The 26,281-nt window shown below is 68.4% G+C and carries 24 protein-coding genes; 20 read left to right on the top strand and 4 right to left on the bottom strand.

What is annotated here, in order from left to right; translation table 11 throughout:
• Positions 1 to 11 precede the first annotated feature (11 nt).
• The gene (locus ACQCSZ_RS12440) at positions 12 to 461 is read right to left on the bottom strand and encodes a hypothetical protein (RefSeq protein ID WP_427004092.1); all 450 of its coding nucleotides are present in this window, start codon (positions 459 to 461) and stop codon (positions 12 to 14) included.
• Between the two features lie 233 nt (positions 462 to 694).
• Between ACQCSZ_RS12440 and ACQCSZ_RS12435 the strand changes: the two genes are divergently transcribed.
• From ACQCSZ_RS12435 to ACQCSZ_RS12395, 9 genes are all read left to right on the top strand, one after another.
• Positions 695 to 946, top strand: a complete 252-nt coding sequence (locus tag ACQCSZ_RS12435; RefSeq protein ID WP_427004091.1) for a hypothetical protein — start codon at positions 695 to 697, stop codon at positions 944 to 946.
• A gap of 391 nt (positions 947 to 1,337) precedes the next feature.
• Positions 1,338 to 3,626 carry an alpha-amylase family glycosyl hydrolase gene (locus ACQCSZ_RS12430; protein ID WP_427004090.1) on the top strand — a complete coding sequence of 763 codons (2,289 nt, stop codon included), beginning with the start codon at positions 1,338 to 1,340 and terminating at the stop codon, positions 3,624 to 3,626.
• A gap of 405 nt (positions 3,627 to 4,031) precedes the next feature.
• Positions 4,032 to 5,078: a bifunctional riboflavin kinase/FAD synthetase gene (locus tag ACQCSZ_RS12425; protein WP_427004089.1), complete on the top strand. Its 1,047-nt coding sequence runs from the start codon at positions 4,032 to 4,034 to the stop codon at positions 5,076 to 5,078.
• Positions 5,079 to 5,112: 34 nt separating this feature from the next.
• Positions 5,113 to 5,967, top strand: coding sequence for a tryptophan 2,3-dioxygenase (gene kynA / locus ACQCSZ_RS12420; RefSeq protein WP_427004088.1), 855 nt, complete (start codon positions 5,113 to 5,115; stop codon positions 5,965 to 5,967).
• The gene (locus tag ACQCSZ_RS12415) at positions 5,964 to 7,247 is read left to right on the top strand and encodes a kynureninase (RefSeq protein WP_427004087.1); all 1,284 of its coding nucleotides are present in this window, start codon (positions 5,964 to 5,966) and stop codon (positions 7,245 to 7,247) included. Before kynA ends, ACQCSZ_RS12415 begins: the two co-directional genes overlap by 4 nt.
• Positions 7,248 to 7,386: 139 nt before the next feature.
• Entirely contained in the window at positions 7,387 to 7,656 is a 270-nt protein-coding gene (gene rpsO, locus ACQCSZ_RS12410) for a 30S ribosomal protein S15 (protein ID WP_354244612.1), read from the top strand.
• Positions 7,657 to 7,903: 247 nt separating this feature from the next.
• Positions 7,904 to 10,165, top strand: coding sequence for a polyribonucleotide nucleotidyltransferase (locus ACQCSZ_RS12405; RefSeq protein ID WP_427004086.1), 2,262 nt, complete (start codon positions 7,904 to 7,906; stop codon positions 10,163 to 10,165).
• Positions 10,166 to 10,282: 117 nt separating this feature from the next.
• A complete protein-coding gene (locus ACQCSZ_RS12400; protein ID WP_427008238.1) occupies positions 10,283 to 11,626 on the top strand; it encodes a M16 family metallopeptidase in 1,344 nt (447 codons plus the stop codon).
• Positions 11,627 to 11,752: 126 nt separating this feature from the next.
• A complete protein-coding gene (locus ACQCSZ_RS12395) occupies positions 11,753 to 12,247 on the top strand; it encodes a DUF1579 domain-containing protein (protein ID WP_427008237.1) in 495 nt (164 codons plus the stop codon).
• Between the two features lie 568 nt (positions 12,248 to 12,815).
• Here ACQCSZ_RS12395 and ACQCSZ_RS12390 read toward each other — a convergent pair.
• Together ACQCSZ_RS12390 and moaA are read right to left on the bottom strand one after the other, a co-directional pair.
• Complete coding sequence (locus ACQCSZ_RS12390) at positions 12,816 to 13,082, bottom strand: MoaD/ThiS family protein (protein ID WP_427008236.1); 267 nt, start codon at positions 13,080 to 13,082, stop codon at positions 12,816 to 12,818.
• A 7-nt stretch (positions 13,083 to 13,089) separates the two neighbouring features.
• Positions 13,090 to 14,220 carry a GTP 3',8-cyclase MoaA gene (gene moaA / locus ACQCSZ_RS12385; protein WP_427008235.1) on the bottom strand — a complete coding sequence of 377 codons (1,131 nt, stop codon included), beginning with the start codon at positions 14,218 to 14,220 and terminating at the stop codon, positions 13,090 to 13,092.
• Positions 14,221 to 14,559: 339 nt separating this feature from the next.
• On the opposite strand from moaA, the gene ACQCSZ_RS12380 reads away from it, so the two are divergent.
• The 7 genes from ACQCSZ_RS12380 (at position 14,560) to ACQCSZ_RS12350 (ending at position 20,110) form a co-directional block, all read left to right on the top strand.
• Entirely contained in the window at positions 14,560 to 15,990 is a 1,431-nt protein-coding gene (locus ACQCSZ_RS12380) for a molybdopterin-dependent oxidoreductase (protein WP_427008326.1), read from the top strand.
• A 40-nt stretch (positions 15,991 to 16,030) separates the two neighbouring features.
• Positions 16,031 to 17,254, top strand: a complete 1,224-nt coding sequence (locus ACQCSZ_RS12375) for a molybdopterin molybdotransferase MoeA (protein WP_427008234.1) — start codon at positions 16,031 to 16,033, stop codon at positions 17,252 to 17,254.
• A complete protein-coding gene (gene moaC / locus ACQCSZ_RS12370; RefSeq protein ID WP_211879087.1) occupies positions 17,242 to 17,736 on the top strand; it encodes a cyclic pyranopterin monophosphate synthase MoaC in 495 nt (164 codons plus the stop codon). The genes ACQCSZ_RS12375 and moaC overlap by 13 nt, the downstream gene beginning before the upstream one ends.
• Positions 17,737 to 17,738: 2 nt before the next feature.
• The gene (locus tag ACQCSZ_RS12365) at positions 17,739 to 18,245 is read left to right on the top strand and encodes a MogA/MoaB family molybdenum cofactor biosynthesis protein (protein ID WP_427008233.1); all 507 of its coding nucleotides are present in this window, start codon (positions 17,739 to 17,741) and stop codon (positions 18,243 to 18,245) included.
• The gene (locus ACQCSZ_RS12360; protein ID WP_427008232.1) at positions 18,235 to 18,744 is read left to right on the top strand and encodes a molybdenum cofactor biosynthesis protein MoaE; all 510 of its coding nucleotides are present in this window, start codon (positions 18,235 to 18,237) and stop codon (positions 18,742 to 18,744) included. The genes ACQCSZ_RS12365 and ACQCSZ_RS12360 overlap by 11 nt, the downstream gene beginning before the upstream one ends.
• A 119-nt stretch (positions 18,745 to 18,863) precedes the next feature.
• Entirely contained in the window at positions 18,864 to 19,622 is a 759-nt protein-coding gene (dapB, locus tag ACQCSZ_RS12355; RefSeq protein WP_427008231.1) for a 4-hydroxy-tetrahydrodipicolinate reductase, read from the top strand.
• Between the two features lie 5 nt (positions 19,623 to 19,627).
• Positions 19,628 to 20,110, top strand: a complete 483-nt coding sequence (locus tag ACQCSZ_RS12350; RefSeq protein ID WP_427008230.1) for a hypothetical protein — start codon at positions 19,628 to 19,630, stop codon at positions 20,108 to 20,110.
• Positions 20,111 to 20,158: 48 nt separating this feature from the next.
• Here the strand turns inward: ACQCSZ_RS12350 and ACQCSZ_RS12345 are convergent, their stop codons facing one another.
• Complete coding sequence (locus tag ACQCSZ_RS12345) at positions 20,159 to 21,442, bottom strand: heparan-alpha-glucosaminide N-acetyltransferase domain-containing protein (RefSeq protein ID WP_427008229.1); 1,284 nt, start codon at positions 21,440 to 21,442, stop codon at positions 20,159 to 20,161.
• A 599-nt stretch (positions 21,443 to 22,041) separates the two neighbouring features.
• On the opposite strand from ACQCSZ_RS12345, the gene ACQCSZ_RS12340 reads away from it, so the two are divergent.
• From ACQCSZ_RS12340 to ACQCSZ_RS12325, 4 genes are all read left to right on the top strand, one after another.
• Positions 22,042 to 22,428, top strand: coding sequence for a hypothetical protein (locus ACQCSZ_RS12340; RefSeq protein WP_427008228.1), 387 nt, complete (start codon positions 22,042 to 22,044; stop codon positions 22,426 to 22,428).
• 183 nt (positions 22,429 to 22,611) lie between these two features.
• A complete protein-coding gene (locus tag ACQCSZ_RS12335) occupies positions 22,612 to 23,397 on the top strand; it encodes a carbon-nitrogen hydrolase family protein (RefSeq protein WP_427008227.1) in 786 nt (261 codons plus the stop codon).
• Between the two features lie 79 nt (positions 23,398 to 23,476).
• A complete protein-coding gene (gene dapA / locus ACQCSZ_RS12330; RefSeq protein WP_427008226.1) occupies positions 23,477 to 24,385 on the top strand; it encodes a 4-hydroxy-tetrahydrodipicolinate synthase in 909 nt (302 codons plus the stop codon).
• A 59-nt stretch (positions 24,386 to 24,444) separates the two neighbouring features.
• A complete protein-coding gene (locus ACQCSZ_RS12325; protein WP_427008225.1) occupies positions 24,445 to 26,136 on the top strand; it encodes a ribonuclease J in 1,692 nt (563 codons plus the stop codon).
• The last annotated feature ends 145 nt before the right edge of the window (positions 26,137 to 26,281 follow it).

Below are 26,281 nucleotides of genomic sequence, written 5' to 3'. Positions count from 1 at the left end.
GCTTAGGAAGCCTACTTGAATGGGAGTTGGGTGCCCGGCTCGAACGGCACGGCGCCCTGGGCCGGGGTCATGGTGAACCAGTCACCGTTCTGCCTGTTGGCGTAAATCAGCATCCGGCGGTTTTCGTCGAGCGGATCGCCCTCCGGATAGGACACGCCGCCGGTGCAGGTCAAGGGCATTGAAGCGATGCGGAGGGGGCCGGGTCCAGACTCGCCTTTGAGGACTGCCTCGACGTCCACGAGATGAATCTGCGCCGTGTAGCCGTAGATGCTGGTTTCGCCGTCCTTGCCAACGGGTTTCCCGATGAGGACGAGCCCGGCTTCCTTGAACTGCTCCTGGGGCGCCTCGAAATGGACCCAGTCGACACAGGTTTCCGTGTGGGCGCCAGGCAAAAGGCCGCAGCCGGTGGTCAGGACGCCAATTAGCAGCCCCACCAGCGCCGTCGCCATTGGCCTCCGCATCTTCAGAAGATAGCCCTCTGTACGAAGACGGTCCAGAGTCTTCGTTCCCGACCGATCCGGGTCTGCCGTCTGTACGCGGGCTTCCGCGGCCGCACGGACCGGAGAGGAGGCCTGGCGGCCGGCGTCGTCGCGGGCAGCGCCACCGCTCCGGCAGGGATCCGGCAGGAAGCCACCGGAAGGGAGTCCCCGTAGGGGGTCCCCCCTTCCTGGCCAAGGGCCTGCAGACGCTGACGGTGGCAGCGGGGCGGTTTACCGGCGTCGGCCTCGGCAGCAAAGCAGTCAAGGTGGTGGCCAAGAGCGTCGGCGATGACTTCTTCCGCCGCAAGGTCGACGCCGAACAGGACGAAATGGTCAAACACCATACGGCATCCCCGGCCGCCGCCCTCGCGATGTCGAAACCCGCCCTCGAGCGGTGCCACGCTGCTGAGGCGCCGACGGCCAACATCGCTGACAGCGAGCTGGTCCGGCTCAGGGCGGACATGTAAAGATTTCGATCAACTGTCATGGCGCCGTCGTGGCACCGAACGTGCCTGTAACGGCCAAGTAACGGTGTCGGGGCAGGCTGGGCGTGGCGCTGCCGCAGGCGGCCCGCTATAGGCATCGTGCGGGGCAGGTCGCCGAACCAAGAGTGCGTTCCGCCTTCAGGAGAACCGATATTGGAAATCCTTGGATGATATGACGTCCCCACAGTTGGCCCGCAACGGTCACCGGTGCATAGTCCACCGGTGCATCGTCGTGCCCACAGTCTCCCCGGATTCATGGAACAGGAGTGCCTAAGTGATTACCGTTAGCTTCATTTTCCTTCCAGGCATCAAACGCTCGATCTTCCACCATGCCCGCTTGTCAGGAAGCTGGGACAATTGGTCTGACGTTCCGATGACAGAGGTCACCGGCGACGACGGATGCCCGGCGTTCATCCGGGATGTCCAGTTTGAGGATGCGATGGCCGGGTGCCTGGTCCAGTGGGGTGTGCGCGTTGATGGCCCGCAAGGCTCGAATGTGTGGGGTATCAATCTCGAGCTTCCGGATGCCAACCCCGTCAAACGATTCCGACAGTTGCGGCTGCCGGAGGCGGGGCAAAACCACGAGGAGCGTTACCGGCTTACCTTCAGCCGGTACCTCGGGGCGCAGAAGTTTTACGATGGCGGCGCCCCGGCCATACGCTTTGCGGCCTGGGCGCCCAACGCCCAGTCAGTTGAAGTGGTCTTCGGCCGCACGGACAACGGCTACATCGCCGATGACGGCTCGGGAATCGATCCGGCCATGCCCGTCATAGTCCTTGATCGAAAACCGGGAGGGATATGGGAAAGCCCGCCCAGCAGAGACTTCCCGAGCTTCACGGGGCTTCCCTACATGTTCCGCATCCGCACTGCCCAGGGTGCAACGAAGATGCGCACCGACATTCATTCCCGCTGGCAGATTGGCCGAGGCGACCAGAATCCGGCCGGGGCCTGGAACGGGACGCCAGCGACGCTGGACGGCGGAATCAGTTGCAGCGTTATCGTCGACCAGGACATCGTCCGGGAGGAGTTTGAGCCCACCGGCAGCCCGCCTGCCCAGCTGTCCGACGAAGATTTCTGGCTGACTGAGTTCACCGCAGGCAGGCCGGTACCCACGCGGGTGCAAGACCTCGTCGTCTACGAGCTTCACGTCGGTTCCCTGGGATTTGGGAGAACAGAATCCGGGAAGCTTTCCGATGCCATGGAACTGGTCCAATACCTGGATGATCTGGGCGTCAACGCGGTAGAGCTTCTGCCGATGTCCGAAACCTCGGGGACCCTCAGCTGGGGCTATGGCGACACGCACCACTTCGTCATCGAGTCCAGCTCCGGCGGCAGGGACAAGTACAAACACTTCGTGAGGGAATGCCACCGCCATGGGATCGCCGTCATACAGGACGTCGTGTACAACCATTTCGACAGCACGGCAGACCGCGCGGAATGGGAGTACGACTCAAATCTGCCGGCGGAGAACATCTACTACTGGTACGAGGGGCGTTCCTCGGATTACCGGAACCCCGACGGTTCTCCGAATCCACGCGGCGGGTACCTCGAGAACGGCTCCTCCGGTTGGGCCCCGCGATACTGGGAGGAGCCGGTCCGCCAGCTCTTTATCAGCAGCGCCGCCGAATTCATCGAGGAGTTCCACGTCGACGGCCTCAGAGTGGACCTGACCAGCGCCATCCACGGCAACAACAGGCAACTGGCGAACGGCTGGGAGATCAGCCGTGTCAACCTCGCCGGCCAGCAGCTGCTGCGCGAGTGGAGCAGGACCCTGCGGATGATCCGTCCCACGGTCATGCTGATCGCCGAAGACCATTCCGGCTGGGGTGCTGTGACGGAGCCTCCGGACGTGGACGGCCTGGGCTTTGACTCCACCTGGTACGCCGACTTCTACCATGATCTGATCGGCGATGCAGACAGGGCCGCAGGCAAGGCCCGGCTGCTTAAGGAGGCCGGATACGGCCACGATGATCCGCTGGCCATGTCCCGATTCGCAGACTCCCTCTGGCACACCCGACAGAACAAGGTCGCCTACCACGAGTCCCACGACGAAGCCGGAAACGATGACGGCAGCCTGCGCACCAGCAAGGCCGCCGTTAACGACGCGCCCCTGTTCGGCGCCACCCGCGACGCCGCCGAAGCGCGCAGCCGCGTGGCGGCCGGGCTGGCCATCCTCTCCGCCGGAACACCCATGTTCTTCATGGGCGAGGAAATCGTGGCCCAGAAGCTATGCAAGTACAACAACATCTCGGTGAGCAAGGAGGATCTGCACGGGGAACGAACCGGCCTCGGCGCCACCATGTTCCGTTTTTACCAGGATGTCATCCGCTTAAGCCGGGAGAACAGGGCCGTCCGGTCACGCGAAATAGACGTCCTCCATGCCTGCGATCCCAGCCGCGTTATCGCCTTCACCAGGAACGAGGGCACCTCCCGCCTACTGGTCGTAGCGTCCCTGAACAACCGTCCATTTCCGGACGGCTACATCATCGAATCCGACGTACACCGGTTACAGCCCGGGATGTGGAAGGAAATCTTCAACAGCGACTCGTCACTTTACGGCGGTACCGACCTGGGCAACTTCAGTGCGGCTCTCCCGTCCCTGTCGGGCCAGATCAAGCTACGCCTGCCGGCAAACGGGTTCGTCGTGCTGCAACGGACCTGACCCCTGACGCGGTGTCCTCAAACGGCACCAGCTGCTGACTATTCGGCGGGCGGGACGGCTTCTGGCCACCTGGTCCTGCTGTCCGCCAAAGACGTGGCTGACGACCCTGCAATCTGCCCGACCGGAATGTGCCCGAGAATGTCCTGGAGCTCAGTCATGGGTTCTCCTTCAGCCGCGCCGGGAGCGGCGTCGTCGTCGCCGGAAACGGCGCCCGAACCGGCGCCGCCGAACTGCTGCCTTTGTATCGTAGTCCGCGTGCCCGGCACGCGGAAGGCCGCGGAAGACCGCTTCCGGCCGCCCGGCCGCACCGTCCCGGACGCACCGTGAATGCGGGTAATCTTAGAGGGTTCCGGAGCCGGCACCGTCTCCGGAAGAGTTCATGGCAGGCAGCAAAAGGCGAGGTTCATGGTCCACATCTGGAACGATCCGTCCGAAGTCCCGGCGGACTTCGGTCCTACGGTCGTCACATTCGGCAACTTCGACGGCGTGCATCGCGGACACCAGCAGGTGCTCTCGCAGCTCGTCCGCATCGGCCGCCTGAACCATGCCCGTGCCGTCGCCATCACGTTCGACCCCCATCCGGCGCAGGTGCACCGGCCCGAATCCGCTCCTGAACTGATCATGGGGCTGGAGGACAAGCTGGTGGCCCTCGGCGAGCTGGGCCTCGACGCCGTGCTGGTGCTGAAGTATTCACTCGAGCTGGCCGGCCTCACGCCGGAGGAATTCGTGGCCGACATCCTGATCGGCAGCCTCAAGGCGAGCCACGTGGTGATCGGCCACGACGCCCGCTTCGGCCGCGGCAATTCCGGCGACCTGGCCACCATGCAGGAACTGGGCCGGAAGCTCGGCTTCGAGGTGCTGGTCATCAGCGAATTCGGTTCCGAAGGCTTCCCCCTGCACGATGAAAAACTGCACAACGCTGTGCACAACGACGTGCACGACGACGTGCACGACGACGGCGGCACGGACCGCCGCTGTTCCTCCACCTGGGTGCGCGAGGCCCTGCGATCGGGCGACGTCGCCACCGCCGCCGCCGTCCTGGGCCGCGCCCACCGGATGCGCGGCGAAGTCGTGCACGGCGCCGCGCGCGGCCGGGACCTGGGCTTCCCCACGGCCAACCTCGCGTTCACGGCGAGCGGCTACATCCCCGCGGACGGCATCTACGCCGGCTGGCTCGTGGACCAGGCCGGCACCCGGTGGCCCGCCGCCATCTCCGTGGGATCCAATCCCACCTTCGACGGCGTCAGCCGGCAGGTCGAGGCACACGTGATCGACCGTCCGGCCGAAGACGCCGACGCCTTCGATCTGTACGGCCAGACAGTAGTGGTGGAATTCGTCACGAGGTTGCGGGGCATGGTGGCGTACCGTGGGCCTGAAGCGCTGGTGGAGCAGATGCGCCTGGACGTGGTCCAGGCGCACGATCTCCTGGTCGCGCACCGCGGAAGGCACTGAGCCGCGGAAATCACCGAGCTGCGGAAGGCACACTGTGGGCATTGAGAAAAACACGAGGGAGCTGGACCCGGACATTGTCCGCGACTTCAGTTCCCGGATGAGCTACGCGTCCTACCTGCAGCTGCCGACCCTGCTCAGCGCCCAGCAGCCGGTCAGCGCCCCCGAACACCACGACGAGATGCTGTTCATCATCCAGCACCAGACCACGGAGCTGTGGCTGAAGCTGGTCCTGCATGAGCTGCGCAGTGCCGCCGCCTGGCTGCGCACCGATGACCTCGGCTCGGCGCTGAAGGCGATCGCCCGGGTCAAGCACATCCAGAAGACCCTGACCGAGCAGTGGTCCGTGCTCGCCACCCTCACGCCCACCGAGTATTCGCAGTTCCGCGGCTTCCTGGGCAACTCCTCCGGCTTCCAGTCCAGCCAGTACCGGGCCGTGGAGTTCATGCTCGGCAACAAGAACCGCAAGATGCTGCCGGTGTTCGAGTCCGATCCCGAGGCGCACGCGATGCTGAAGGAACTCCTCGAAGAGCCAAGCATCTACGACGACTTCCTGGCCTACCTCAAGCGGCAGGGCTTCGACATCCCCGCGTCGGTGCTGGACCGCGACGTCAGCGAGGCGCACGAGTTCTGCCCCGGGCTGGTGCCGGTGTTCAAGTACATCTACGAGAACGCGGCCGACAACTGGGGAGCCTACGAGGCCTGTGAGGAACTCGTGGACCTCGAGGACAACTTCCAGCTCTGGCGCTTCCGGCACCTGCGCACCGTCCAGCGCACCATCGGCATGAAAGCGGGCACGGGCGGCTCCAGCGGCGCCGCGTTCCTGCAGAAAGCCCTCGAACTGACCTTCTTCCCCGAGCTCTTCGCCGTCCGGACGGAGATCGGCCGGTGAGCATCCCCGCCAGCACCGAAGCAACGGACATCCTGTGGCAGCGGGCCCTCGAACTGGATGCCGCGGATCCGCTGGCCGGCTACCGCGACCACTTCATCGGCACGAACACCGCGCTGTCCTACCTCGACGGCAACTCCCTGGGCCGCCCGCTCAAGCGCACGGTCACCGACGTCGGCAGCTTCATCGAGGACAGCTGGGGCGGCCGGCTGATCCGCGGCTGGGACGAGGAATGGCTGGAACTGCCGCAGGTCATCGGCGACCAGTTGGGCCGGGCCGTCCTCGGCGCCGCCCCGGGCCAGACCATCATCGCCGACTCCACCACCGTCGTGCTGTACAAGCTGGTCCGCGCCGCGCTGGCCGCCGTCACGGACCCGGCCCGCACGGAAATCGTCCTGGACACGGACAATTTCCCCACCGACCGCTACCTGGTCGAGGGGATCGCCCGCGAAGAGGGTCTCACCTTGCGCTGGATCGACGCCGATCCCGCCGCCGGCGTGACCGTCGACCAGGTGCGGGCCGCCACCGGGCCGACCACCGCCGTCGTGCTCCTAAGCCAGATCGCCTACCGGTCCGGGTTCCTCGCGGACCTCCCGGGGATCACCGCCGCGGTGCACGACGCCGGCGCGCTGGTGGTGTGGGACCTGTGCCATTCCGCCGGCTCGGTGGAGATCGGGCTGGACGCGGCCGGCGTCGATTTCGCCGCCGGCTGCACGTACAAGTACCTGAACGGGGGACCGGGCTCGCCGGCGTTCGCCTACGTCAACGCCCGGCACCTGCCGCGTCTGCAGCAGCCGATCTGGGGCTGGATGGGACGCAAGGACGCCTTCGAAATGGGCCCCGGCTATGAGGCCGCCGCCGGCATCCGGGGATTCCTCAGCGGCACCCCGGCCATCTTCGGGATGCTCGCGATGCGCGGCACCCTGGATCTGCTCGAGGAAGCCGGCATGGCCGCCGTGCGGGAAAAGTCCCGGCTGCTGACCGCGTTCGCCGTCGAACTCCACGACGCCTGGCTCGCACCGGCGGGAGTGACGCTGGGAACCCCGCGGGACCCCGGGCTGCGCGGCAGCCACATCACCGTGGACCACCCCGCCTTCCGGGAAATGACCGCCGCCTTGTGGGAGCAGGATGTCATTCCCGACTTCCGGGCGCCGCAGGGCATCAGGATCGGGCTCTCACCGCTGAGCACGTCCTTCGTGGAGCTGTACCGCGGCGTGGCCGCGATCCGGGAGCGGCTGGAAAGCGGCGGTTTCGACAACCTGAGCGACAAGCCGGTAAACTAAACGTTGGATCCGGCTGCAGTCCGTGGCGGCTGGCTCTTGTTGTGTACGGGAAAGCTTCTCTTCGGAGGGCAAATCAGGCATGGCACCCCCGGCAGTGAGTTACTGATTCGGGCCTCACGGCACATCTCTAGGAGTTATCGTGGCACTTGAAGCCGCTGTAAAGCAGTCCATCATCAAGGATTTCGCAACGTCCGAGGCCGACACCGGTTCGCCGGAGGTCCAGGTTGCAGTCCTGACTCAGCGGATCAAGGATCTCACTGAGCACATGAAGGTGCACAAGCACGATTACCACACCCAGCGCGGTCTGCTGGCCATGGTCGGTCGTCGCAAGCGCATGCTCACCTACCTCAAGAACACTGACATCACCCGCTACCGTGCGCTCATCGAGCGTCTCGGCCTGCGCCGCTAGTCAGCTCTAAGGGGCGGCCCCTTCCGGAACGGAAAGGGCCGCCTTCTTCACACACAACTCAACAGGAGGATCAACCGCATCACGCATTCGCGGTCCTCGGTAGTGATCCCCGGGAACGGTTTCGAAGAATGAAACCCCGGCCCGTGGGTCTCGATCGATGACCGGGTGCAGTGCAGGCCAGTCGACAGATGCTGGCCTGGGTTGATGCGGCTGGGCTCCGTGAACCATGAAACGGAGGTGACTCTCTATGGAGGGTCCCGAAATCCAGTTCTCAGAGGCAGTCATTGACAATGGCCGCTTCGGCAAGCGTGTAATCCGCTTTGAAACCGGCCGGCTTGCCAAGCAGGCAGCCGGCGCAGCAATGGTCTACCTCGACGAAGAGACCGCACTGCTGTCCGCCACCACCGCCGGCAAGCACCCGCGTGAAGGGTTCGACTTCTTCCCGCTGACGGTCGACGTCGAAGAGCGCATGTACGCCGCCGGCCGCATCCCGGGCTCGTTCTTCCGCCGCGAAGGCCGCCCGTCCACCGAAGCGATCCTGGCCTGCCGCCTGATGGACCGCCCGCTGCGCCCGGCCTTCGTCAAGGGCCTGCGCAACGAGGTCCAGATCGTCGTCACCGTGCTCTCCATCAACCCGGACGAGCTCTACGACGTGGTCGCGATCAACGCTTCCTCGATGTCCACCCAGCTCTCCGGCCTGCCCTTCTCCGGCCCGATCGGCGGCGTCCGCGTTGCCCTCGTTGCCGACGAGAACGGCTCGCAGTGGGTTGCGTTCCCGAAGCACTCCGAGCTGCAGAACGCCGTCTTCAACATGGTCGTCGCCGGCCGCATTGCAGGCGACGACGTCGCCATCATGATGGTTGAAGCCGAAGCCACCGACAACTCCTGGAACCTCATCAAGGAACAGGGCGCCACCGCCCCGACCGAAGAGGTTGTCTCCGAAGGCCTCGAGGCTGCCAAGCCGTTCATCAAGGCCCTCTGCGAAGCCCAGGCCGACCTGGCTGCCCGCGCCGCCAAGCCGACCGTCGAATTCCCGGTCTTCCTGGACTACCAGGACGACGTCTTCGCCGCCGTCGAGGCCGCCGGAGCCGAGAAGCTCGCCGCTGTCTTCCAGATCGCCGACAAGCAGGAACGCGACACCGCTTCCGACGCGCTCAAGGACGAGGTCATCTCTTCCCTGGCCGGCCAGTTCGAAGGCCGCGAGAAGGAGCTGTCCGCAGCTTTCCGCTCGGTCACCAAGCAGGTTGTGCGCCAGCGCATCCTCAAGGACCAGATCCGCATCGACGGCCGCGGCCTGACGGACATCCGCCAGCTCACCGCCGAGGTTGAGGTCCTGCCCCGCGTCCACGGCTCGGCCATCTTCGAACGCGGCGAGACCCAGATCATGGGTGTCACCACGCTGAACATGCTCAAGATGGAACAGCAGATCGACTCGCTGTCTCCCGTGACGCGCAAGCGCTACATGCACAACTACAACTTCCCGCCGTACTCCACCGGCGAGACCGGCCGCGTCGGTTCCCCGAAGCGCCGCGAAATCGGCCACGGCGCCCTCGCCGAGCGCGCCATCATGCCGGTGCTGCCGTCCCGCGAGGAATTCCCCTACGCGATCCGCCAGGTGTCTGAGGCCCTCAGCTCCAACGGCTCGACGTCGATGGGTTCCGTCTGCGCCTCCACGCTGTCCCTGCTGAACGCAGGCGTGCCGCTGAAGGCTGCCGTCGCCGGTATCGCCATGGGCCTGGTCTCCGACCAGGTCGACGGCCAGACCCGCTACGCCGCCCTGACCGATATCCTCGGCGCCGAAGATGCCTTCGGCGACATGGACTTCAAGGTTGCCGGTACCGCCGAGTTCGTCACGGCCATCCAGCTGGACACCAAGCTCGACGGCATCCCGGCCTCCGTCCTGGCAGCCGCCCTGAAGCAGGCCCGCGAAGCCCGCCTGCACATCCTCGAGGTCCTGAACTCCGCGATCGACACCCCGGACGAGCTCTCCGAGTTCGCGCCGCGCGTCATCGCGGTCAAGATCCCGGTTGACAAGATCGGCGAGGTCATCGGCCCGAAGGGCAAGATGATCAACCAGATCCAGGAGGACACCGGCGCCGACATCTCGATCGAGGACGACGGCACGGTCTACATCGGCGCCACGAACGGCCCGTCTGCCGACGCAGCACGGTCCGCGATCAACGCCATCGCCAACCCGCAGATCCCGGAAATCGGTGAGCGCTACCTGGGCACGGTCGTCAAGACCACGACCTTCGGCGCCTTCGTGTCCCTGACTCCGGGCAAGGACGGCCTGCTGCACATCTCCGAGCTGCGCAAGCTCGCCGAGGGCAAGCGCGTGGACAACGTCGACGACGTCGTCTCCGTCGGCCAGAAGATCCAGGTGGAAATCACCAAGATCGATGACCGCGGCAAGCTCTCCCTGTCCCCGGTCGTCGCTGACGCGGAAGGCGCCGGCCAGACCGAGCGTGTTCACGCTTCGGCTCCGGCAGAGGGCGCTGACTCCGAGTAGCCAAGTAGCCAGCAACAACGAACGCAGCGGCGGGGCCGGTGGATCATCCACCGGCCCCGCCGCCGTTAAAGGGTAGGATGGCAGGCAGATTTGGCTCGTGTTTACTGAAAGGCCTTGATGACTGTCGTACCCCTGCCGCTAGAGCAGAACCAGCATGCCGACACCCTGATCCACGGAGCCGACGGCGGTTCCGAGGTGCGCCGCTCGGTCCTGCCCGGCGGCGTCCGCGTGCTGACCGAGGCCATGCCGGGCCAGCGTTCGGCCACCATCGGTTTCTGGGTCGCCGTGGGCTCCCGCGATGAGGCCCCCGGCCAGCACGGCTCCACGCATTTCCTCGAACACCTCCTGTTCAAGGGCACGAAGCGCCGCACCGCGCTGGAGATCGCCTCGGCCTTCGACGAGGTCGGCGGGGAATCGAACGCGGCCACCGCGAAGGAAAGCACGTGCTACTTCGCCCGGGTGCTGGACACCGACCTGCCCATGGCGATCGACGTCATCGCGGACATGATCACCGGCGCCGTCCTTGACCCGCAGGAGATGGAGCAGGAACGGGACGTCATCCTCGAAGAGATCGCCATGGACAGCGACGACCCGACCGACGTCGCACACGAGCACTTCGTCGCCGCCGTGCTGGGAACCCATCCGCTCGGCCGTCCGATCGGCGGCACCCCGGCCGCCATCCGCGCCGTCGCCCGGGACTCCGTCTGGGACCACTACCGCCGCTACTACCGGCCCGACGAGCTGGTCGTCACCGCGGCCGGGGGACTGGACCACGACGTCGTCTGCGGGCTTGTGGTCGATGCCCTCCACGCCGCGGGCTGGAGCCTTGAGCCGGCCGCCACGCCGGTGCAACGCCGCCCCACCGAACGCGCGTCCATCACCGGCACCGCGGGCCTGCATGTGGTCAAACGTCCCGTCGAGCAGGCGAACATCATCATGGGCTGCCCCTCGCTCGTCGCCACCGATGACCGCCGCTTCGTGATGAGCGTCCTCAACGCGGTCCTCGGCGGCGGCATGTCCTCCCGGCTGTTCCAGGAGGTCCGGGAGAAGCGCGGCCTCGTCTACTCGACCTACTCCTTCGCGTCGTCTTACGCCGACGCCGGCTACTTCGGCATGTACGCCGGCTGCACGCCGTCCAAAGTCCGGCAGGTCGTCCAGCTCCTGGGCGCGGAGCTGGACAAGCTGGCCGAGGGAGGCATCTCCGAGGAGGAGCTCCGCAAGGCCGTGGGGCAGCTCTGCGGCGGCATCGTGCTGGCCCTCGAGGACACCGGATCCCGGATGTCCCGGCTGGGCCGCGCCGAGCTGGTGTCCGGCGAATACCAGGACATCGACGAGACCCTGCGCCTGATCAAGGCCGTGACCGCGGCCGAGGTCCAGGGACTGGCCCGCGAGCTCGCCGCAGCCCCCCGCACCATCACCGTCGTCGGCCCCTTCGACGAAAGCGAAACCTTCGGACTCTGACGGGTGGGGGCGCCGGCTCGTCCGCGGGCCCGGAGTCCACCTGGACCGCAGCGCCCCTAGACAGTGCAGGCCGCAGGGCGTGATGATGGGGTCGGGGTCATTCGGGAGGACCCCTGGAAGGAAAACATGGACCGGCCGCTGCCAGGCAGTGCACACGAGGCCCTCGAGGCCCTCGAGGCTTTCCTGGGGCGCTGGGCCGGCACCACGGAGTGGGCGGCCTCACCGTGGGGCCCGGCACGGACAGCGGCGGTGGAAGTGACGTTCAGCCGCGCCGCCGCCGGACTGGCCGTCACTCACGGCTACCGCCACATCGACGCTGACGGGACCCTCTCCGAAGGGCATGGCGTCTTCACTGTGGACCCGGACTGCCCGGACATCCTCTGGTATCACGTCAACAGCATGGGGCTGCCGCCGGAGCGCCCTGCGCGCGCCAGCTGGCAGGGCGGTACGCTCACCCTGGAACGGCGCAGCGACCGCGGCACCGCGCGGCACACCTTCCGGGTGGACGACGGCATCCTGACGCACACCGCCGGGCTCCGGCTGGGCAACGCGAGCGAGTTCACGCCCTTCATGACGACGGTCTGCCGGCGCGTGCCAGAAGACGCCAGGGTTCCCGCCTGAAGCGGCCCTCCGCTTCCCTCACTCGGACGATCCTTCACATCCTGCCCCGAATCCGGGGTGTGGAGTCTCATGACTAATGGACACTTCTCATGACCTCGTAGACACTCTGTCTCAGGCGTCGTGTGCACCGGGGGCGGTGTTTGCTGCTTCGGATGACCAATCCCAACCCGGATATCAGGATCCGTCATGCCGTGGCCACCTGGCCCGGGCCTCCCGCGCGGCGCCTCGTGCCTGGCGATGCGCCGTTGCCCGGTCGCTACCGGGATTCGGATAGCGACAGGAAATCTGCGCATCGTGGGGCGGTTTGCGCGTCATCAGCCACACCGGACCACGAAAGGATCACCCTACGTCGGCGGTGGAAAGCGGTCAGGCATCACGGCCGCCCCGCCGGAGCCCGCAAAAAACGGACACGCTACCTGCGGAAAACCTGCGCCACGCCATCACCGGCAACCGAGCCACAAGACAAACCGTCCACGAAGTCCTGAGACATGGCAGCTCCAAGTCCCGGGACCTTTCTTCACGTCCTGTCCCGAATCCGGGGACGCTTCCTCAAGTCCCGCCGCAAATCCTAGCCCCCGGCGAAGGGCGGCAGGACGTCGACGACGTCGCCCGGCTTCAGCTTTGCCGTGTTACCGCGCACCGCCACCTCGTTGAGCAGGAAGCTGGAGCGGGACAGGATGCGGGCCAGGGGTGGTGTCCCGGCCGGGGGTTCGGGCCGATCGACGGCGAGGATCGCCGCCACCAGCGAGCCCATGGTCGAGCCGTCGGCCAGGTCGAAGTGTTCCTCTTCCGTCCCGGCGGCAGCGCGCGCGGCAGCGAAGTAACGTACGTACACAGGTGTTTCAGCCTCCGATGGCGCTCATGCTGCGGTCCGGCTGGACGAAGTCCGGGGCATCGAGTCCGACGTGGTCCATGCCGTGGGCCTTGGGCTTGATCCACATGGCATCCTGCCAGCGTCCGGCGAGCTGTTCGTCGCTGGCGCCCTCGCGCAGCAGCCCCAGCAGGTCCACCTCGTCGCGGGAGAACAGGCAGCTCATGATCTTGCCCTCGGCCGTGATGCGGGTGCGGCGGCAGTCCGAGCAGAAGGGCTCGGTGACGGAGGCGATGATCCCCACGGTCCCCAGCACGGGGCCGGTGGTCCCTGCGGTGCCGGGCATCCGGCGTCGGACCTCGAAGCGTTCGGCGGGGGCGCCGTCGCGGGCCCGCGGATCCGGGCCCAGCACGTAGTCGGCGGAGAGCAGTTCCCGGATCTCCGCCGCCGTGATCATGTTCCGGCGGGTCCAGCCGTGGTCGGCGTCGAGCGGCATCTGTTCGATGAAGCGCAGCTCGTACCCGCGGTCCAGGGCCCAGGCCAGCAGGGCCGGCGACTCGGCGTCGTTGATCCCGCGCATCAGCACGGCGTTGAGCTTCACGGGACCCAACCCGGCGGCCCAGGCTGCGTCCACGCCGGCCAGGACCTTGTTCAGGAAGGGGCGCCGGGTCAGCTGGGCGAATGTCTCCTCGTGCAGGGAATCCAGCGAGACGTTGATCCGCGACAGCCCGGCGGCTTTCAGCCCGGCGGCCTTCTTGTCGAGGCCGACGCCGTTGGTGGTCATGGAAATGGGCAGTTGAGGGTGGGCCTGGCGGAGGGCCGCGATGATGTCCAGCAGGTCGGCCCGGACCAGCGGTTCGCCGCCGGTCAGCCGGAGCTCCCGCACGCCCAGCATATCGACGCCGATCCGCACGATCCGGACGATTTCCTCCGCCGACATGACTGCCTGCTTGGACAGCCACTCCAGGCCTTCGGCCGGCATGCAGTAGGTGCAGCGCAGATTGCATTTGTCTGTCAGCGAGAGCCTCATGTCCGTGGCGCGGCGGCCGTAGCGGTCCACGAGCCCGGCGGGCAGGCCGGCCGGGCGTCCGGACTGCGCGGAGGCGCCCGTTCCGGGGATAGCTGTCCCGCGGGGCTGGGGCATGCCGAGCTGAACTGTCATAAAATCAGGCTACGCCACCTCGGCCCCTGCATCACGCCCGGGGGCCGGGGATCTGGCGGATGCCGCAGGGAATTCCCGACTTTCCCGTCCGGTGCCTGGAACGGTGCCTGGAACCGTGCCAGAGAGCCTGCCGTGGAGCCCTGCCGTGGTGCCCTGCCGTGGAGGCGCCGGCGAACCTATGCTGGAAGCGTGAACACTACCCAGAGTGCGCCGGCCACCGCGCCGACGGAAAACCGGCACGTCCTGGGGTGGGCGGCGGCCGCCGGGGTGGTGTCCGTCGGCACCGGGGTGGTGCTGGGAGAACTTGCCGCCGGGCTGGTGAGCCCTTCCCTGTCACCCATGACGGCGGTGGGCGGCGCCGTGATCGACGCCGTCCCGCCGGGCGTGAAGGAATGGGTCATCTCGCTCTTCGGCACCGCCGACAAGGTGGCGCTGCTGGCCGGCATGGCGCTCGTCATCGCCGCGCTGGCGGCCCTCTCCGGGGTCGTCGAGCTGAGGCGCCGTTTCGCGGGAGTTGCCATCATCGCTGTCTTCGGCGTGGTGGGCCTCGTGGCCGTGCTGGGCCGGGCCGAACTGACCGCGTACGCCATCCCCGTCCCGCTGCTCGTTGCCGTGGCCGGCATATCGCTGCTGCGCTGGCTGATCCGCCGGCTGGGGGAGTGGCAGCCCGTGACGGGACAGCCGGTCCCGGGGCAGCCCGCACCGGCCCGGCGCCGCTTCCTGCAGATCCTCGGCGGAACGGCCGCCGTCGCCGTCCTGGCCGGCCTGCTCGCCTCGATGCTGCGGGGAGCAGCCGCCGCCGTCACGGAGGTGCGCAGCAAACTGTCGCTGCCGGCTGCCGCCTCGCCCGCGGCGCCGGTTCCGGCAGGCGCCGAGATCCGGCTGGACGGCCTCGGCCCGCTCGTGACCCCCGACAGGGACTTCTACCGGATCGACACCGCGCTGCGCGTCCCGCTGGTCGATCCGGAGCAGTGGACCCTGAAGGTGACCGGCCTGGTGGAACGAGAGATCGAACTGGATTTCGCCACGCTGCTGGCCAAACCCCTGACGGAGCGGTACGTGACCATCGCCTGCGTCTCCAACGAGGTGGGCGGGGACCTGATCGGCAACGCCCGCTGGCTCGGCTGGCCCGTCCGCGAACTGCTGGCCCTCGCCGGCCCCAGGCCGGAGGCGGACATGGTGCTGTCCCGCAGCACCGACGGCTGGACGGCCGGCACCCCGCTGGAGGCGCTCACGGACAGCCGGGACGCGTTGCTGGCGGTTGGAATGAACGGCGAGCCGCTGCCGCTGGAGCACGGCTTCCCCGTCCGGCTGATCGTTTCCGGGCTCTACGGCTACGTCTCGGCCACCAAATGGGTCACGGAGCTGAAGGTGACCCGCTTCGCGGACGACGCCGGCTACTGGACGCCGCGGGGCTGGTCAGAGCGCGGCCCCATCAAGACGTCCTCGCGCATCGACGTGCCCCGCGACGGGCGCAACGTGGCGGCCGGGAAGGTGGCGTTCGGCGGCGTCGCCTGGGCCCAGCACACGGGCATCGCCAAGGTGGAGCTCCGGGTCAACGGCGGGCCCTGGCAGCAGGCCGGGCTGGCCCCGGGGATCTCCAGGGACACCTGGTACCAGTGGAAGCTGGCGCTGGACCTGGCACCCGGGCAGTACGAGGTCCAGGTCCGGGCCACGGACCTCGGCGGCGTCCCGCAGGTGGAGGACCGCGCCCCGGTTGCCCCCAGCGGGGCCACCGGCTACCACACGGTTAGAGTTAGCGTGAAGTAGCCCCCCGGAAGCAGCCCGCCGAGCCGAAGGTCACCCAGCCATGCACCGCACCCAGACACGCCGCGTCAGCGTGGAAGAGCACCGCGACAAGGTCCGCGGGCTGCTGGCCCCGCTCCGCACCCCGGACCGGGTGGAGCGGCTCCCGCTCCTCGCGGCCCTGGGCCGGGGGCTCGCCGCCGGGATCACGGCACCGCTGGACCTGCCGCCGTTCGCCAACTCCCAGATGGACGGCTTCGCCCTCCGCAGCGCCGACGTGCCCGACGGCGGCGCGGAGCTGCGCGTCGTCGCCCCCGTCCCCGCCGGTGCCGCCCCGGCGGAACTCGCCCCCGGCACGGCCGCCCCGATCATGACCGGCGCCATGCTGCCCCCCGGCGCCGACGCCGTCGTACCGGTTGAGCAGGCGGTGCCCGATTCCTTTCCCCCGCCCGGACAGCCGGCCACCGTCCGCCTGCCCGCCGCCCCGGCCGGGAACTTCGTCCGCGACGCCGGGAGCGACCTCCGCGCCGGGGAGCCGGCGCTCGCCGCCGGGACCTTCCTTGGTCCGGCCCAGCTGGGCCTGCTGGCGGCCCTGGGATTCACGGAGGTCCCGGTCCACCGCGCCCTGGCGATTCTCCTGGTCACCACCGGCGACGAGGTCGTGGAACCCGGCAGCCCGCTGGGGCCCGGCAAGATCTACGACTCCAACGGCACCCTGCTCGAGGCCTCGATGCGCCAGGCCGGCCTGGCGGTCACGAGGACCGGGATCTCCACCGACCGGCCCGAAGAGCTCGCCGCCCTGCTGCGCCGGCACGCCCCGGCCGTGGACCTGATCGTCACCACCGGCGGCGTCAGCAAGGGCGCCTACGAGGTGGTCCGGCAGGCGATGGACGGCCACGACGTCGAGTTCGCACCCGTCGCGATGCAGCCGGGCGGCCCGCAGGGCATCGGCAGCTTCGACGGCGTCCCCGTGCTGGGCTTCCCCGGAAACCCGGTCAGCTGCCTGGTCTCCTTCGAGATGTTCCTGCGCCCGGTGCTCTCGGAGCTGTTCGGCTCGCCCGCGCCGCGTCCCGTGGTCCGGGCGCGGCTGGCGGAACCGCTGGCGTCCCCGCCCGGCAAGCACCAGGTCCGGCGCGGCACGCTGGGCCCGGACGGCACCGTCCGGCTGGAAGGCGGCGCCGGTTCGCACCTGGTCCACGCCCTGGCGCACTCCAATGTGCTCATCCAGGTCCCGGAAGGAACTGCGGCGCTCGCAGCGGGCGCCGAGGTGGAAGTATGGATGTTGTGAACGAAGCAGAGAATCAACACGGTTTAACCCACCTGCGCCAGGACGGCACGGCCCAGATGGTGGACGTGTCCAACAAGGCGCAGAGCACGCGGGAGGCCACGGCCACCGCGACCGTCCAAAGCACGGCCGAGGTCCTGGGCCTCCTGATGGACGGGGAGCTGCCCAAGGGCGACGCCCTGGCCGTGGCCCGCGTGGCCGGGATCATGGCCGCCAAGAAGACCCCGGACCTTATTCCGCTGTGCCACCCGCTGCCGCTCGCCAAGGTGACGGTCGACTTCGAACTCGACACCGATTCGGTCACCGTGTTCGCCACGGTCAAGACCTACGGCGTCACCGGCGTCGAGATGGAGGCGCTGACCGCAGCCTCCGTCGCGGCACTGAGCGTGTACGACATGATCAAGGCCGTGGACAAGCACGCGGTCCTGACCGACATCAAGGTGCTCGCCAAAAGCGGCGGCAAGAGCGGGGACTGGAGACTGTGAGCATGCCCGAACCACACCGCCACGGCGAAGCGACAGGCCGGAAGGCCGGCGTCGTCATCGCCTCCACGCGCGCCGCCTCCGGCGTCTACGAGGACCTCACCGGGCCGGTCATCATCGACTGGCTCACCGAACACGGCTTCGAGCCGTATCCGGCCATGGTGGTCCCGGACGGGGCGCCCGTCGGTGCTGCCCTCCGCGCCCTCCTGACCCAGCAGCCGGCCGTCATCATCACCAGCGGCGGCACGGGCCTGAGCCCCACGGACGCCACCCCGGAGCAGACCCTTCCGCTGCTGGACCGGGAAATCCCGGGCATCATGGAGGGCATCCGGGGCGCGGGGACCGCCAAGACCCCCATGGCCATGCTCAGCCGCGGCCATGCGGGGGCGGCCGGCCAGACCTTCATCGTCAATCTCCCGGGCTCCCCGAAGGGCGTCATGGACGGCCTGAGCGTGCTGGACCCGGTCATCGGGCACCTCTGCGACCAGCTGGACGGCAGCCATGGGCACTGAATCAACCTTCGAAGTGGTGCACGCGGTACTGAGCGCCGAGCCGATCTCCGTGGACCAGGCCATTGCCGCGGTCGAGTCGGAGACCGCCGGGGCCGTGGTCAGCTTCAGCGGCATCGTCCGGAACCACGACGGCGGCAAGCCGGTGGAGCGGCTCAGTTACAGCGCGCACCCGACGGCGCACCAGGTGATGGCCGACGTCGTCGCGGCCCTCGTGGCCGAGCACACGCCGGCCGGGGAGCCTGCCGAAGTGCGGGCCGAAGTGCCGGGCGGGCGGGGCGGCGGGGAGGAGAGCCAGCCCGTACGGATCTGGGCGGCCCACCGGATCGGCATGCTGGAGGTCGGGGACCCCGCGCTGGTCTGCGCCGTCTCGGCGGCGCACCGCGGCCAGGCCTTCGAGGTCTGCTCTGAACTGGTGGACCGGATCAAGGCCCAGGTGCCCATCTGGAAGGAACAGTTCTTTACCGACGGAAGCGTCGAATGGGTGGGCGCGGGCGAGTAGGGCGTGCCGGGGCCGGCGCGTGTGGCCTGCCGGCGGGCGGGCAGCCGCCGTCGGCGTGGGGCTGTAACGCCGGGCCGCCGGTTCAAGGCCGCAGCGGCCCCGGCGGTAGGGTTGATGCCATGACCGAACAACTCGCAGTCGCCGTGCTGGGCGCGAACGGGCGCATGGGCGCCGAAGCGGTGAAGGCTGTCGAAGCCGCCGCTGACCTGAAGCTCGTGGCGGCCCTGGGCCGGAATGATCCGCTGGACACGCTGCTCTCGTCCGGCGCCCGGATCGTGGTGGACCTGACCGTCCCCGGCAGCACCGAGGCCAACGTCCGCTTCGCCGTCGAACACGGCCTCCACGCCGTCGTCGGCACCACCGGCTGGGACGCGGACCGGCTGGCACGGCTCGCGGAGCTCCTCGCCGGCCAGCCCGGCGTCGGCGTCCTGATCGCGCCCAACTTCGCCCTCGGCTCGGTGCTGGCCTCGGCCTTCGCCGCCAAGGCCGCCAGGTATTTCGAGTCGGTCGAAATCATCGAACTGCACCACCCGGACAAGGTGGACGCCCCCTCGGGAACGGCCGTGCGCACCGCGCAGCTCATCTCGGCCGAGCGTGCCGCCGCCGGCGTCGCCCCGAGCCCGGATGCCACGAGCACCGAGCGCCCGGGCGCGCGCGGCTGCGACGTCGACGGCGTCCGCGTCCACAGCGTCCGCCTGCGCGGCCTCGTCGCGCACCAGGAAGTCCTGCTGGGCGGCCCGGGGGAGCAGCTGACCCTCCGGCACGACTCGTTCGACCGCGCCTCCTTCATGCCCGGCGTGCTGCTGGGCGTCCGCAACGTCGCCGCGAATCCGGGCCTCACCGTGGGCCTGGACGGCTACCTGGACCTGGGACTCTGAGCGCCATGGCGAACATGCTGGCCACCCTGAAAACCAAGCGCACCAAGATCTGGGTCGGCGCCGTCACCCTGCTGCTGGTCTTCTACCTCGTGGTGTCCTTCCAGCGCTCGGTGCTGCTGATGTCCGACCCCAACCCGGTGGCGAAGGCCATCGGCGTCGCCTACCTCGTGCTTCCCGCCATCGGGGCCTGGGCACTGGTCCGCGAGCTGCTGTTCGGCGCCCGCACCGAGCGGATGGCGAAAATTCTTGAAGCCGAAGGCGGTCTGCCGGAGGACAACCTGCCGCGCACCCCCGCCGGACGGATCATCCGCGCGGCCGCCGACCTCGAATTCGAAAAGTACCGGACCGAAACGGAAGCGGCCCCGGAGGACTGGCGCTCCTGGTTCCGGCTCAGCTGCGCCTACGACGCCGCCGGCGACCGCAAGCGCGCCCGCGCCTCGATGCGCGACGCCGAACGGCTCTTCCGCGCCAAGGCGCCGGCAGCCTGACCCCTCGCGTGACCCCCTCTGGCCTGGCCCCGGCTTCCTGACCTTGGCTCAGCGGAGGCGGGCCGGCTGGTAGCGGCCGAGCCGGCTGGCCGCATGCGCCGGCCATTCCAGCGGCCCGCGCCACCTGAGCGCTGCGAAAGCGGCGCCGATCACCACGACGGCGGCGGCCTGGGCCCAGTAGACGGCCTCCACCGTCCAGCCGGCCGGCAGCGGCTGCCCGTACAGGGCCGCCATGACGCACAGGTGCGCGGTATACAGGCTCAAGGTCATCGCGCCGGCGCCGCGCAGCGGGAGCAGCAGGTCCAGTTCGACCCACTGGCCGAGCCGGCCCAGCAGCAGGCAGGCACCGACCACGGCCGCCGCGACACCGGAGGTGTGGAGCAGATCAAGCGTGGTGCCTGAATGCGGGGAGGCGGTCGCCAGCCACCACCATGACCCCGATTGCTCGACGCCGGCCAGGTTGACCTGCAGGAGGCTGTCGAGGGGGTACGCCGGGTCCGCGAACCGTGCCTGCAGGGCTGCCAGGCCACCCCAGTCCTCCATCATCACAATGCCGAGCCACTTGGCGAGGACCGCCACCACGGTCCCGCCGGCCAGCAGCAGGACCGGCACCACCGCCGTCGACAGGGCCAGCCGGCCGACCGCGAGGCCGATCAGCAGATACGCGATCCACTGGAACACCGGATAGTAGCCGGTCAGGAAGAGGTCGCCGAGCAGCCTCGCGGGGGTGGACAGGTCCTCCCACCCGGGGTTGTGCCCCAGCTGCAGGGGCGGCCTCGCGGCCAGCAGCCAGGGCCGCAGCAGGTAGGCCAGCACCGGGGTGACGAGCACCCAGGCGGCCGCGAGTCCGAACAGGCGTTTCGCGCCGAGTCCGATGAACGGCAGGACGCAGAGGAACAGCGCGGCGTAGTGGACCAGGATGATGGCGATGTTGACTTCCAGCCCGCCCAGCGACAGCCCGACGGCGCCCACCACCAGTGCCCGGCAGGCGATGCCCCGGCGGGCCGCCGCCAACCCGGAGCCCTCGGGCGCCTGCTGTTTCCCGGTGGACAGCGCCAGCCCGACGCCGGCCAGCACGGCGAAGAGCGCCGAGGCGCGTCCGGAAAAGATCAGCCCGACCCAGGTCGGCGTGAGCTGCGTGTCTGATTCGAAGGTGGGCAGCACATGGGTCGCCATCATGCCCAGCAGGGCCAGTCCGCGGGCGGCATCGATGCCGGCCAGACGGAGGCCGGCTGGTCTGCCCTTGCCGGGCCTGGCGCCGGCGCCCCTGGAGCCACTGCCGGCCTGGCGTTTGGCGGTCCGGGAAGTGGCAGCCAATCCGCGCGGGGTCATCGTCCGATCGTCTCATATCCGGCTGTGCGGCGGTCCGGGGCTACTTTGAAGTCCCAAGCCACGGAAAACCCGGCCCGCCAACGGCGTGTCGGCGCCAAAGTCCCCCCGGACCGCGGGGGCCAGACATGCAGACGGCCCCGCGCGCTGAAATTCCCCGGCTTTGACTTCGCGACCCCGGAAATCCCCGGTGATTCCCAGGAACGCGCCGGACCAGCCCCTCAAAGGTGGGGAGCATGTCTATCCGGTTAGCTCAGCTCTTGCGGTGTTGGCCGGTGTTGGCCCGGTCCGACCGCGATTATTTCGATGTAGGTGGTCGCCGATTCGTTAGCGTCGAGACCCAGTAGGGTCTGGAAGGCGACCATGGGCACCGCGGGCACCGAAGGCCTTCCGGACAGTGACAAGCCACCAGATAAGCCCGCCAAGCCCCATCATCGGGGAACCGGTGCTGAAACTCCACAATCGACTGCGGAAATCAGGACGAACCATAAATCCTGACACCGGCTGAGTTAACCGGATAGGCATGGATGGGGAATTCCCGTGACTGAAGGGGTGCCGCCCCGGGTCTTCTATTCGAATATATGTTCGAATACCATGGGGCCATGGACAACGCATCAGAGCCTGCTATTCCGGACCCTGCTTTTCGGGACCACGCCTCTCCGGACCACGCTTCTCCCCGGGATGCATCCGGCGTGCTGAAGGCGATGAGCCCGGGCGTGGTGGATTTCCTCTTTCGGCGGCTCGTCGCCGGGGAAGCGGCGGAGGACCTCCAATGGCACAGGGAAGGCACGGCACTCTCCGCCCAGACGCCCGGCGCCGAGCTTGCCCGGAGGCTGTCCGAGACAGACCTCGAGGCGCTCACGCCCGCCGAGCTGTTCCACTACGTGCGGGCCGCGCAACGGCTCGCCGCCTGGGCGGAAGCCTCGCGGGAGGAGGCGGTCGGCCGCTACTGCGCGGCGCCCTCCGGCGGCGGCCCTCCACCTGCCTGACCCGCCCCGGGGCCCCCGCCTGCCTGACCGGCCCCGGGCGTGCCGGGCGCCCCGCGCCTTGCCTGACCGGCCCCAGGGCGCGCGGGGCGCCCCCGCCTGCCTGACCGGCCCCAGGGCGGCCTGCCGGGTGACACCCCGCTGCAGGGCCTGCTGCCCGGGCCACGGCATGCCTAGGATGGCAGCATGACCACCGCGCTGACGCTCTCCGCGATCCAATACCAGGCCCTCGGCGGCGGCCTGGCCGCCAACCTGCCCGAGCACATCCGCCTCATCGAGGACGCCGAATCGCACGGCGCCCGGCTCGTGATCTTCCCGGAACTGTCCCTCATCGGCTATGGGCTGGACCTGTTGGCGGATACCCGGCAGTGGGTGACCACGGCGGACAACACGCTCGGCGGCCTCCGGGAGATCTGCCGGCGGACCGGCATCACCGCGGTCGTGGGCGCAGCCTTCAAGGAACCGGACGGCACGCCGCGGCTGGCCTCGCTCGCCATCCATCCCACCGGCGTAGTGGAGGCCGGCTTCAAAGCCAGGCTGCACGGACCTGAGCAGCAGCATTTCAGCGCCGGGGAGCGGGCGGCCGTACTGGACCTCGACGGCTGGAAGATCGCGCTGGCCATCTGCTTCGACGCGGCCCATCCGGACGACGCGGGGGACGCGTCGGCAGCGGGTGCGGATATCTACGCCGTCTCGGGCCTCTACGCGGCAGGGCAGGACCACCGGCTCGCCCTGCACCTCGGGGCCCGTGCCATGGACAACCGGATGTTCACCGTGCTGGCCAACCTGGGCGGCACCACGCCGCTCGGTCCGTCCTGCGGGCTGAGCGGTTTCTGGGGCCCCGACGGGCTCCCCCTCCGCCAGGCGAGCGGGACGGGGACGGAGGTGCTGACCGCGACGCTGCAGCACAGCGCCCTGGAACGCCGGGCACCGGACGGAGTGCCCAAGGGTGCCGCGGCCGGACCGCAATGACGCGCGGACCGCCGACTTTGACGCGCATCACGCCGCCGCCATTGTCCTAACACGCTGTGGACAGGGTAACGTTTTTACCATGGCTGACTCTGACATTCGCTCGTACACGTTCGGAACCCTCGTGACCGCCATGGTCACGCCTTTCACCAGCGACGGTCAAGTCGACTACCAGAAGTCCGCAGAGCTGGCCAGCAAGCTCGTCGACGACGGCAATGACGCCCTCGTCATCTCCGGCACCACCGGCGAAACATCGACGCTGGAGGACGACGAAAAAGAGCGGCTGTTCCGCGTCATCGTCGACGCGGTGGGGGACCGGGCCAAGGTTATCGCCGGCACCGGCACCAACCACACCTCGCACTCGATCGAGATGGCCAAGCGCGCCGCCAAGGCCGGCGCCCACGGGCAGCTGATCGTCACGCCGTACTACAACAAGCCGAGCCAGGCCGGTATCCAGGCCCATATCGAAGCCGTCGCCGACGCCGCCGACCTTCCCGTCATGGTCTACGACATCCCCGGCCGCGCAGGGGTCCCGATCCTGCCCGAGACCATGATCCGGCTCGCGGACCATCCCCGGATTGTGGCGCTCAAGGACGCGAAGGCTGACTTCGCGGCCGTGACCCGCGTCCTGGCGAACACCGACCTCGATGTCTACTCCGGCGATGACGGACTGACCCTGCCGTGGATGGCAGCGGGCGCCGTCGGCCTGGTCAGCGTCACGGCGCACGTGGCGACGCGCCAGTTCCGCGCCATGATTGACGCCGCACTTGCGGGCGATTTTGCTACCGCCCGCACCTTACATTTCGAACTGGACCCCGTGGTCCGTGCAGTGATGACCCATATCCAGGGTGCTGTAGCTGCCAAGCAGGTTCTTAAGTGGCAGGGAGTCCTGCCCAACTCGGTTGTCCGTTTGCCCCTCGTGGAGCCGGGCGAGGCCGAGATCGCAACCATCCGCGAGGATTTGGCGGAAGCAGGGCTGGTTTTTCCCTGATCGGGTGTTTTCCCGATCGGCCAAGACCAGTCCAGTTCCCGCCTGGAAAGTAGTGCACTATGACCCAAACCGCCCTTCCCGGCCTTGTTACGCCGCCCAAACTCACCAAGGACACGCTGCGGATTGTGCCGCTCGGCGGCCTTGGCGAAATCGGCCGCAACATGACGGTCTTCGAAGTCGACGGCAAACTGCTCATCGTCGACTGCGGTGTCCTCTTCCCTGAGGAGACCCAGCCCGGCGTCGACCTGATCCTGCCCGATTTCTCCTACATCGAGAACCGGCTCCAGGACATCGTCGCCGTCGTCCTGACCCACGGCCACGAGGACCACATCGGCGCGGTCCCCTACCTGCTGCGCCTGCGCGCCGACATTCCCCTGGTGGGCTCCCGGCTGACGCTGGCCCTCATCGAGGCGAAGCTGCAGGAACACCGGATCAAGCCCGTCATGCAGACGGTCACCGAGGGACAGGTTCAAAAGTTCGGCCCGTTCGAATGCGAATTCGTCGCGGTCAACCACTCGATCCCCGATGCCCTCGCCGTGTTCATCCGAACGGCCGGCGGCACCGTGCTGCACACCGGCGACTTCAAGATGGACCAGTTGCCCCTCGACGGCCGGATCACCGACCTCCGGCACTTCGCCAAACTGGGTGAAGAAGGCGTGGACCTGTTCATGTCGGACTCCACCAACGCCGACGTCCCGGGCTTCACCACTGCCGAGAAGGACATCGGGCCCACCCTGGACCGGCTCTTCGGCCAGGCCAGCAAGCGCCTGATCGTGGCCTCGTTCTCCTCGCACGTGCACCGCGTCCAGCAGGTCCTCGACGCCGCCGCCAACCACAACCGCAAGGTGGCCTTCGTCGGCCGCTCCATGGTCCGCAACATGACCATCGCCGAGAAGCTTGGCTACCTGGACGTCCCGGCCGGAATCCTGGTCGACATCAAGAACATCGACAACCTGCCGGACAACCGCGTGGTGCTCATGTCCACCGGTTCCCAGGGAGAGCCGATGGCGGCCCTGTCCCGCATGGCCAACGGCGACCACCGCGTCGTCGTCGGCCAGGGCGACACCGTCATTCTCGCCTCCAGCCTCATCCCGGGCAACGAGAACGCCGTCTTCCGCATCATCAACGGCCTCCTGAAGCTGGGCGCCGACGTCATCCACAAGGGCAACGCCAAGGTCCACGTCTCCGGCCACGCCGCCGCCGGGGAACTGCTGTACTGCTACAACATCCTTGAGCCGCTCAACGCGATGCCGGTGCACGGCGAGACCCGCCACCTGATCGCCAACGGCAAGATCGCGCTCGACTCCGGCGTGCCCGAGGAGAGCATCCTGCTGGCGGACAACGGCACGGTCATTGACCTCCGGGACCACCAGGCCGACGTCGTGGGCCAGGTCGAGGTCGGCTTCGTCTACGTCGACGGCTCCAGCGTCGGCGAAGTCACCGAAGCCGATCTGAAGGACCGCCAGACCCTCGGCGACGAAGGCTTCATCTCCATCATCACGGTCATCCACCGCGCCACCGGCAAGGTCGTTTCCGGGCCGGAGATCCACGCCCGCGGCGTGGCCGAGGATGATTCCGTCTTCGACGAGATCATCCCCAAGATCAACGCCGCCCTGGAGGAAGCCGTGCTGAACCGCACGGACCACACCACGCACCAGCTCCAGCAGGTTGTCCGCCGCGTTGTCGGCACCTGGGTCAACCGCAAGCTGCGCCGCAAGCCCCTGATCATCCCGGTGGTCCTGGAGGCCTAAGCACCCCGCGCCCGCGCGCCCGAGCACAGCACCGGCGCGGCCTTCCCGGCCTGCCGCAGCCACCCGGCTGCCGCAGGAGGGGGAGGCCGCTCCTGCATGGCAAATAGGACGCAGGCGGGAAACCGGTGCCCGTCCAATCCAACAT

Origin of the sequence: Pseudarthrobacter sp. H2, from assembly GCF_050157045.1 — a bacterium.
Classification (GTDB): domain Bacteria; phylum Actinomycetota; class Actinomycetes; order Actinomycetales; family Micrococcaceae; genus Arthrobacter.
This window is presented reverse-complemented; position numbering and strand designations above follow the sequence as displayed.

Coding starts and splice junctions, on each gene's coding strand:
- ACQCSZ_RS12350 (WP_427008230.1), top strand. CDS start 19,628: ATGGCGAACATGCTGGCCACCCTGAAAACCAAGCGCACCAAGATCTGG.
- ACQCSZ_RS12345 (WP_427008229.1), bottom strand. CDS start 21,442: ATGACCCCGCGCGGATTGGCTGCCACTTCCCGGACCGCCAAACGCCAG.
- ACQCSZ_RS12430 (WP_427004090.1), top strand. CDS start 1,338: ATGACAGAGGTCACCGGCGACGACGGATGCCCGGCGTTCATCCGGGAT.
- ACQCSZ_RS12360 (WP_427008232.1), top strand. CDS start 18,235: ATGGGCACTGAATCAACCTTCGAAGTGGTGCACGCGGTACTGAGCGCC.
- ACQCSZ_RS12395 (WP_427008237.1), top strand. CDS start 11,753: ATGGACCGGCCGCTGCCAGGCAGTGCACACGAGGCCCTCGAGGCCCTC.
- ACQCSZ_RS12375 (WP_427008234.1), top strand. CDS start 16,031: ATGCACCGCACCCAGACACGCCGCGTCAGCGTGGAAGAGCACCGCGAC.
- ACQCSZ_RS12400 (WP_427008238.1), top strand. CDS start 10,283: ATGACTGTCGTACCCCTGCCGCTAGAGCAGAACCAGCATGCCGACACC.
- ACQCSZ_RS12405 (WP_427004086.1), top strand. CDS start 7,904: ATGGAGGGTCCCGAAATCCAGTTCTCAGAGGCAGTCATTGACAATGGC.
- ACQCSZ_RS12380 (WP_427008326.1), top strand. CDS start 14,560: ATGACGGCGGTGGGCGGCGCCGTGATCGACGCCGTCCCGCCGGGCGTG.
- ACQCSZ_RS12325 (WP_427008225.1), top strand. CDS start 24,445: ATGACCCAAACCGCCCTTCCCGGCCTTGTTACGCCGCCCAAACTCACC.
- moaC (WP_211879087.1), top strand. CDS start 17,242: ATGGATGTTGTGAACGAAGCAGAGAATCAACACGGTTTAACCCACCTG.
- ACQCSZ_RS12365 (WP_427008233.1), top strand. CDS start 17,739: ATGCCCGAACCACACCGCCACGGCGAAGCGACAGGCCGGAAGGCCGGC.
- ACQCSZ_RS12425 (WP_427004089.1), top strand. CDS start 4,032: ATGGTCCACATCTGGAACGATCCGTCCGAAGTCCCGGCGGACTTCGGT.
- ACQCSZ_RS12440 (WP_427004092.1), bottom strand. CDS start 461: ATGCGGAGGCCAATGGCGACGGCGCTGGTGGGGCTGCTAATTGGCGTC.
- moaA (WP_427008235.1), bottom strand. CDS start 14,220: ATGACAGTTCAGCTCGGCATGCCCCAGCCCCGCGGGACAGCTATCCCC.
- dapA (WP_427008226.1), top strand. CDS start 23,477: ATGGCTGACTCTGACATTCGCTCGTACACGTTCGGAACCCTCGTGACC.
- ACQCSZ_RS12335 (WP_427008227.1), top strand. CDS start 22,612: ATGACCACCGCGCTGACGCTCTCCGCGATCCAATACCAGGCCCTCGGC.
- ACQCSZ_RS12340 (WP_427008228.1), top strand. CDS start 22,042: ATGGACAACGCATCAGAGCCTGCTATTCCGGACCCTGCTTTTCGGGAC.
- dapB (WP_427008231.1), top strand. CDS start 18,864: ATGACCGAACAACTCGCAGTCGCCGTGCTGGGCGCGAACGGGCGCATG.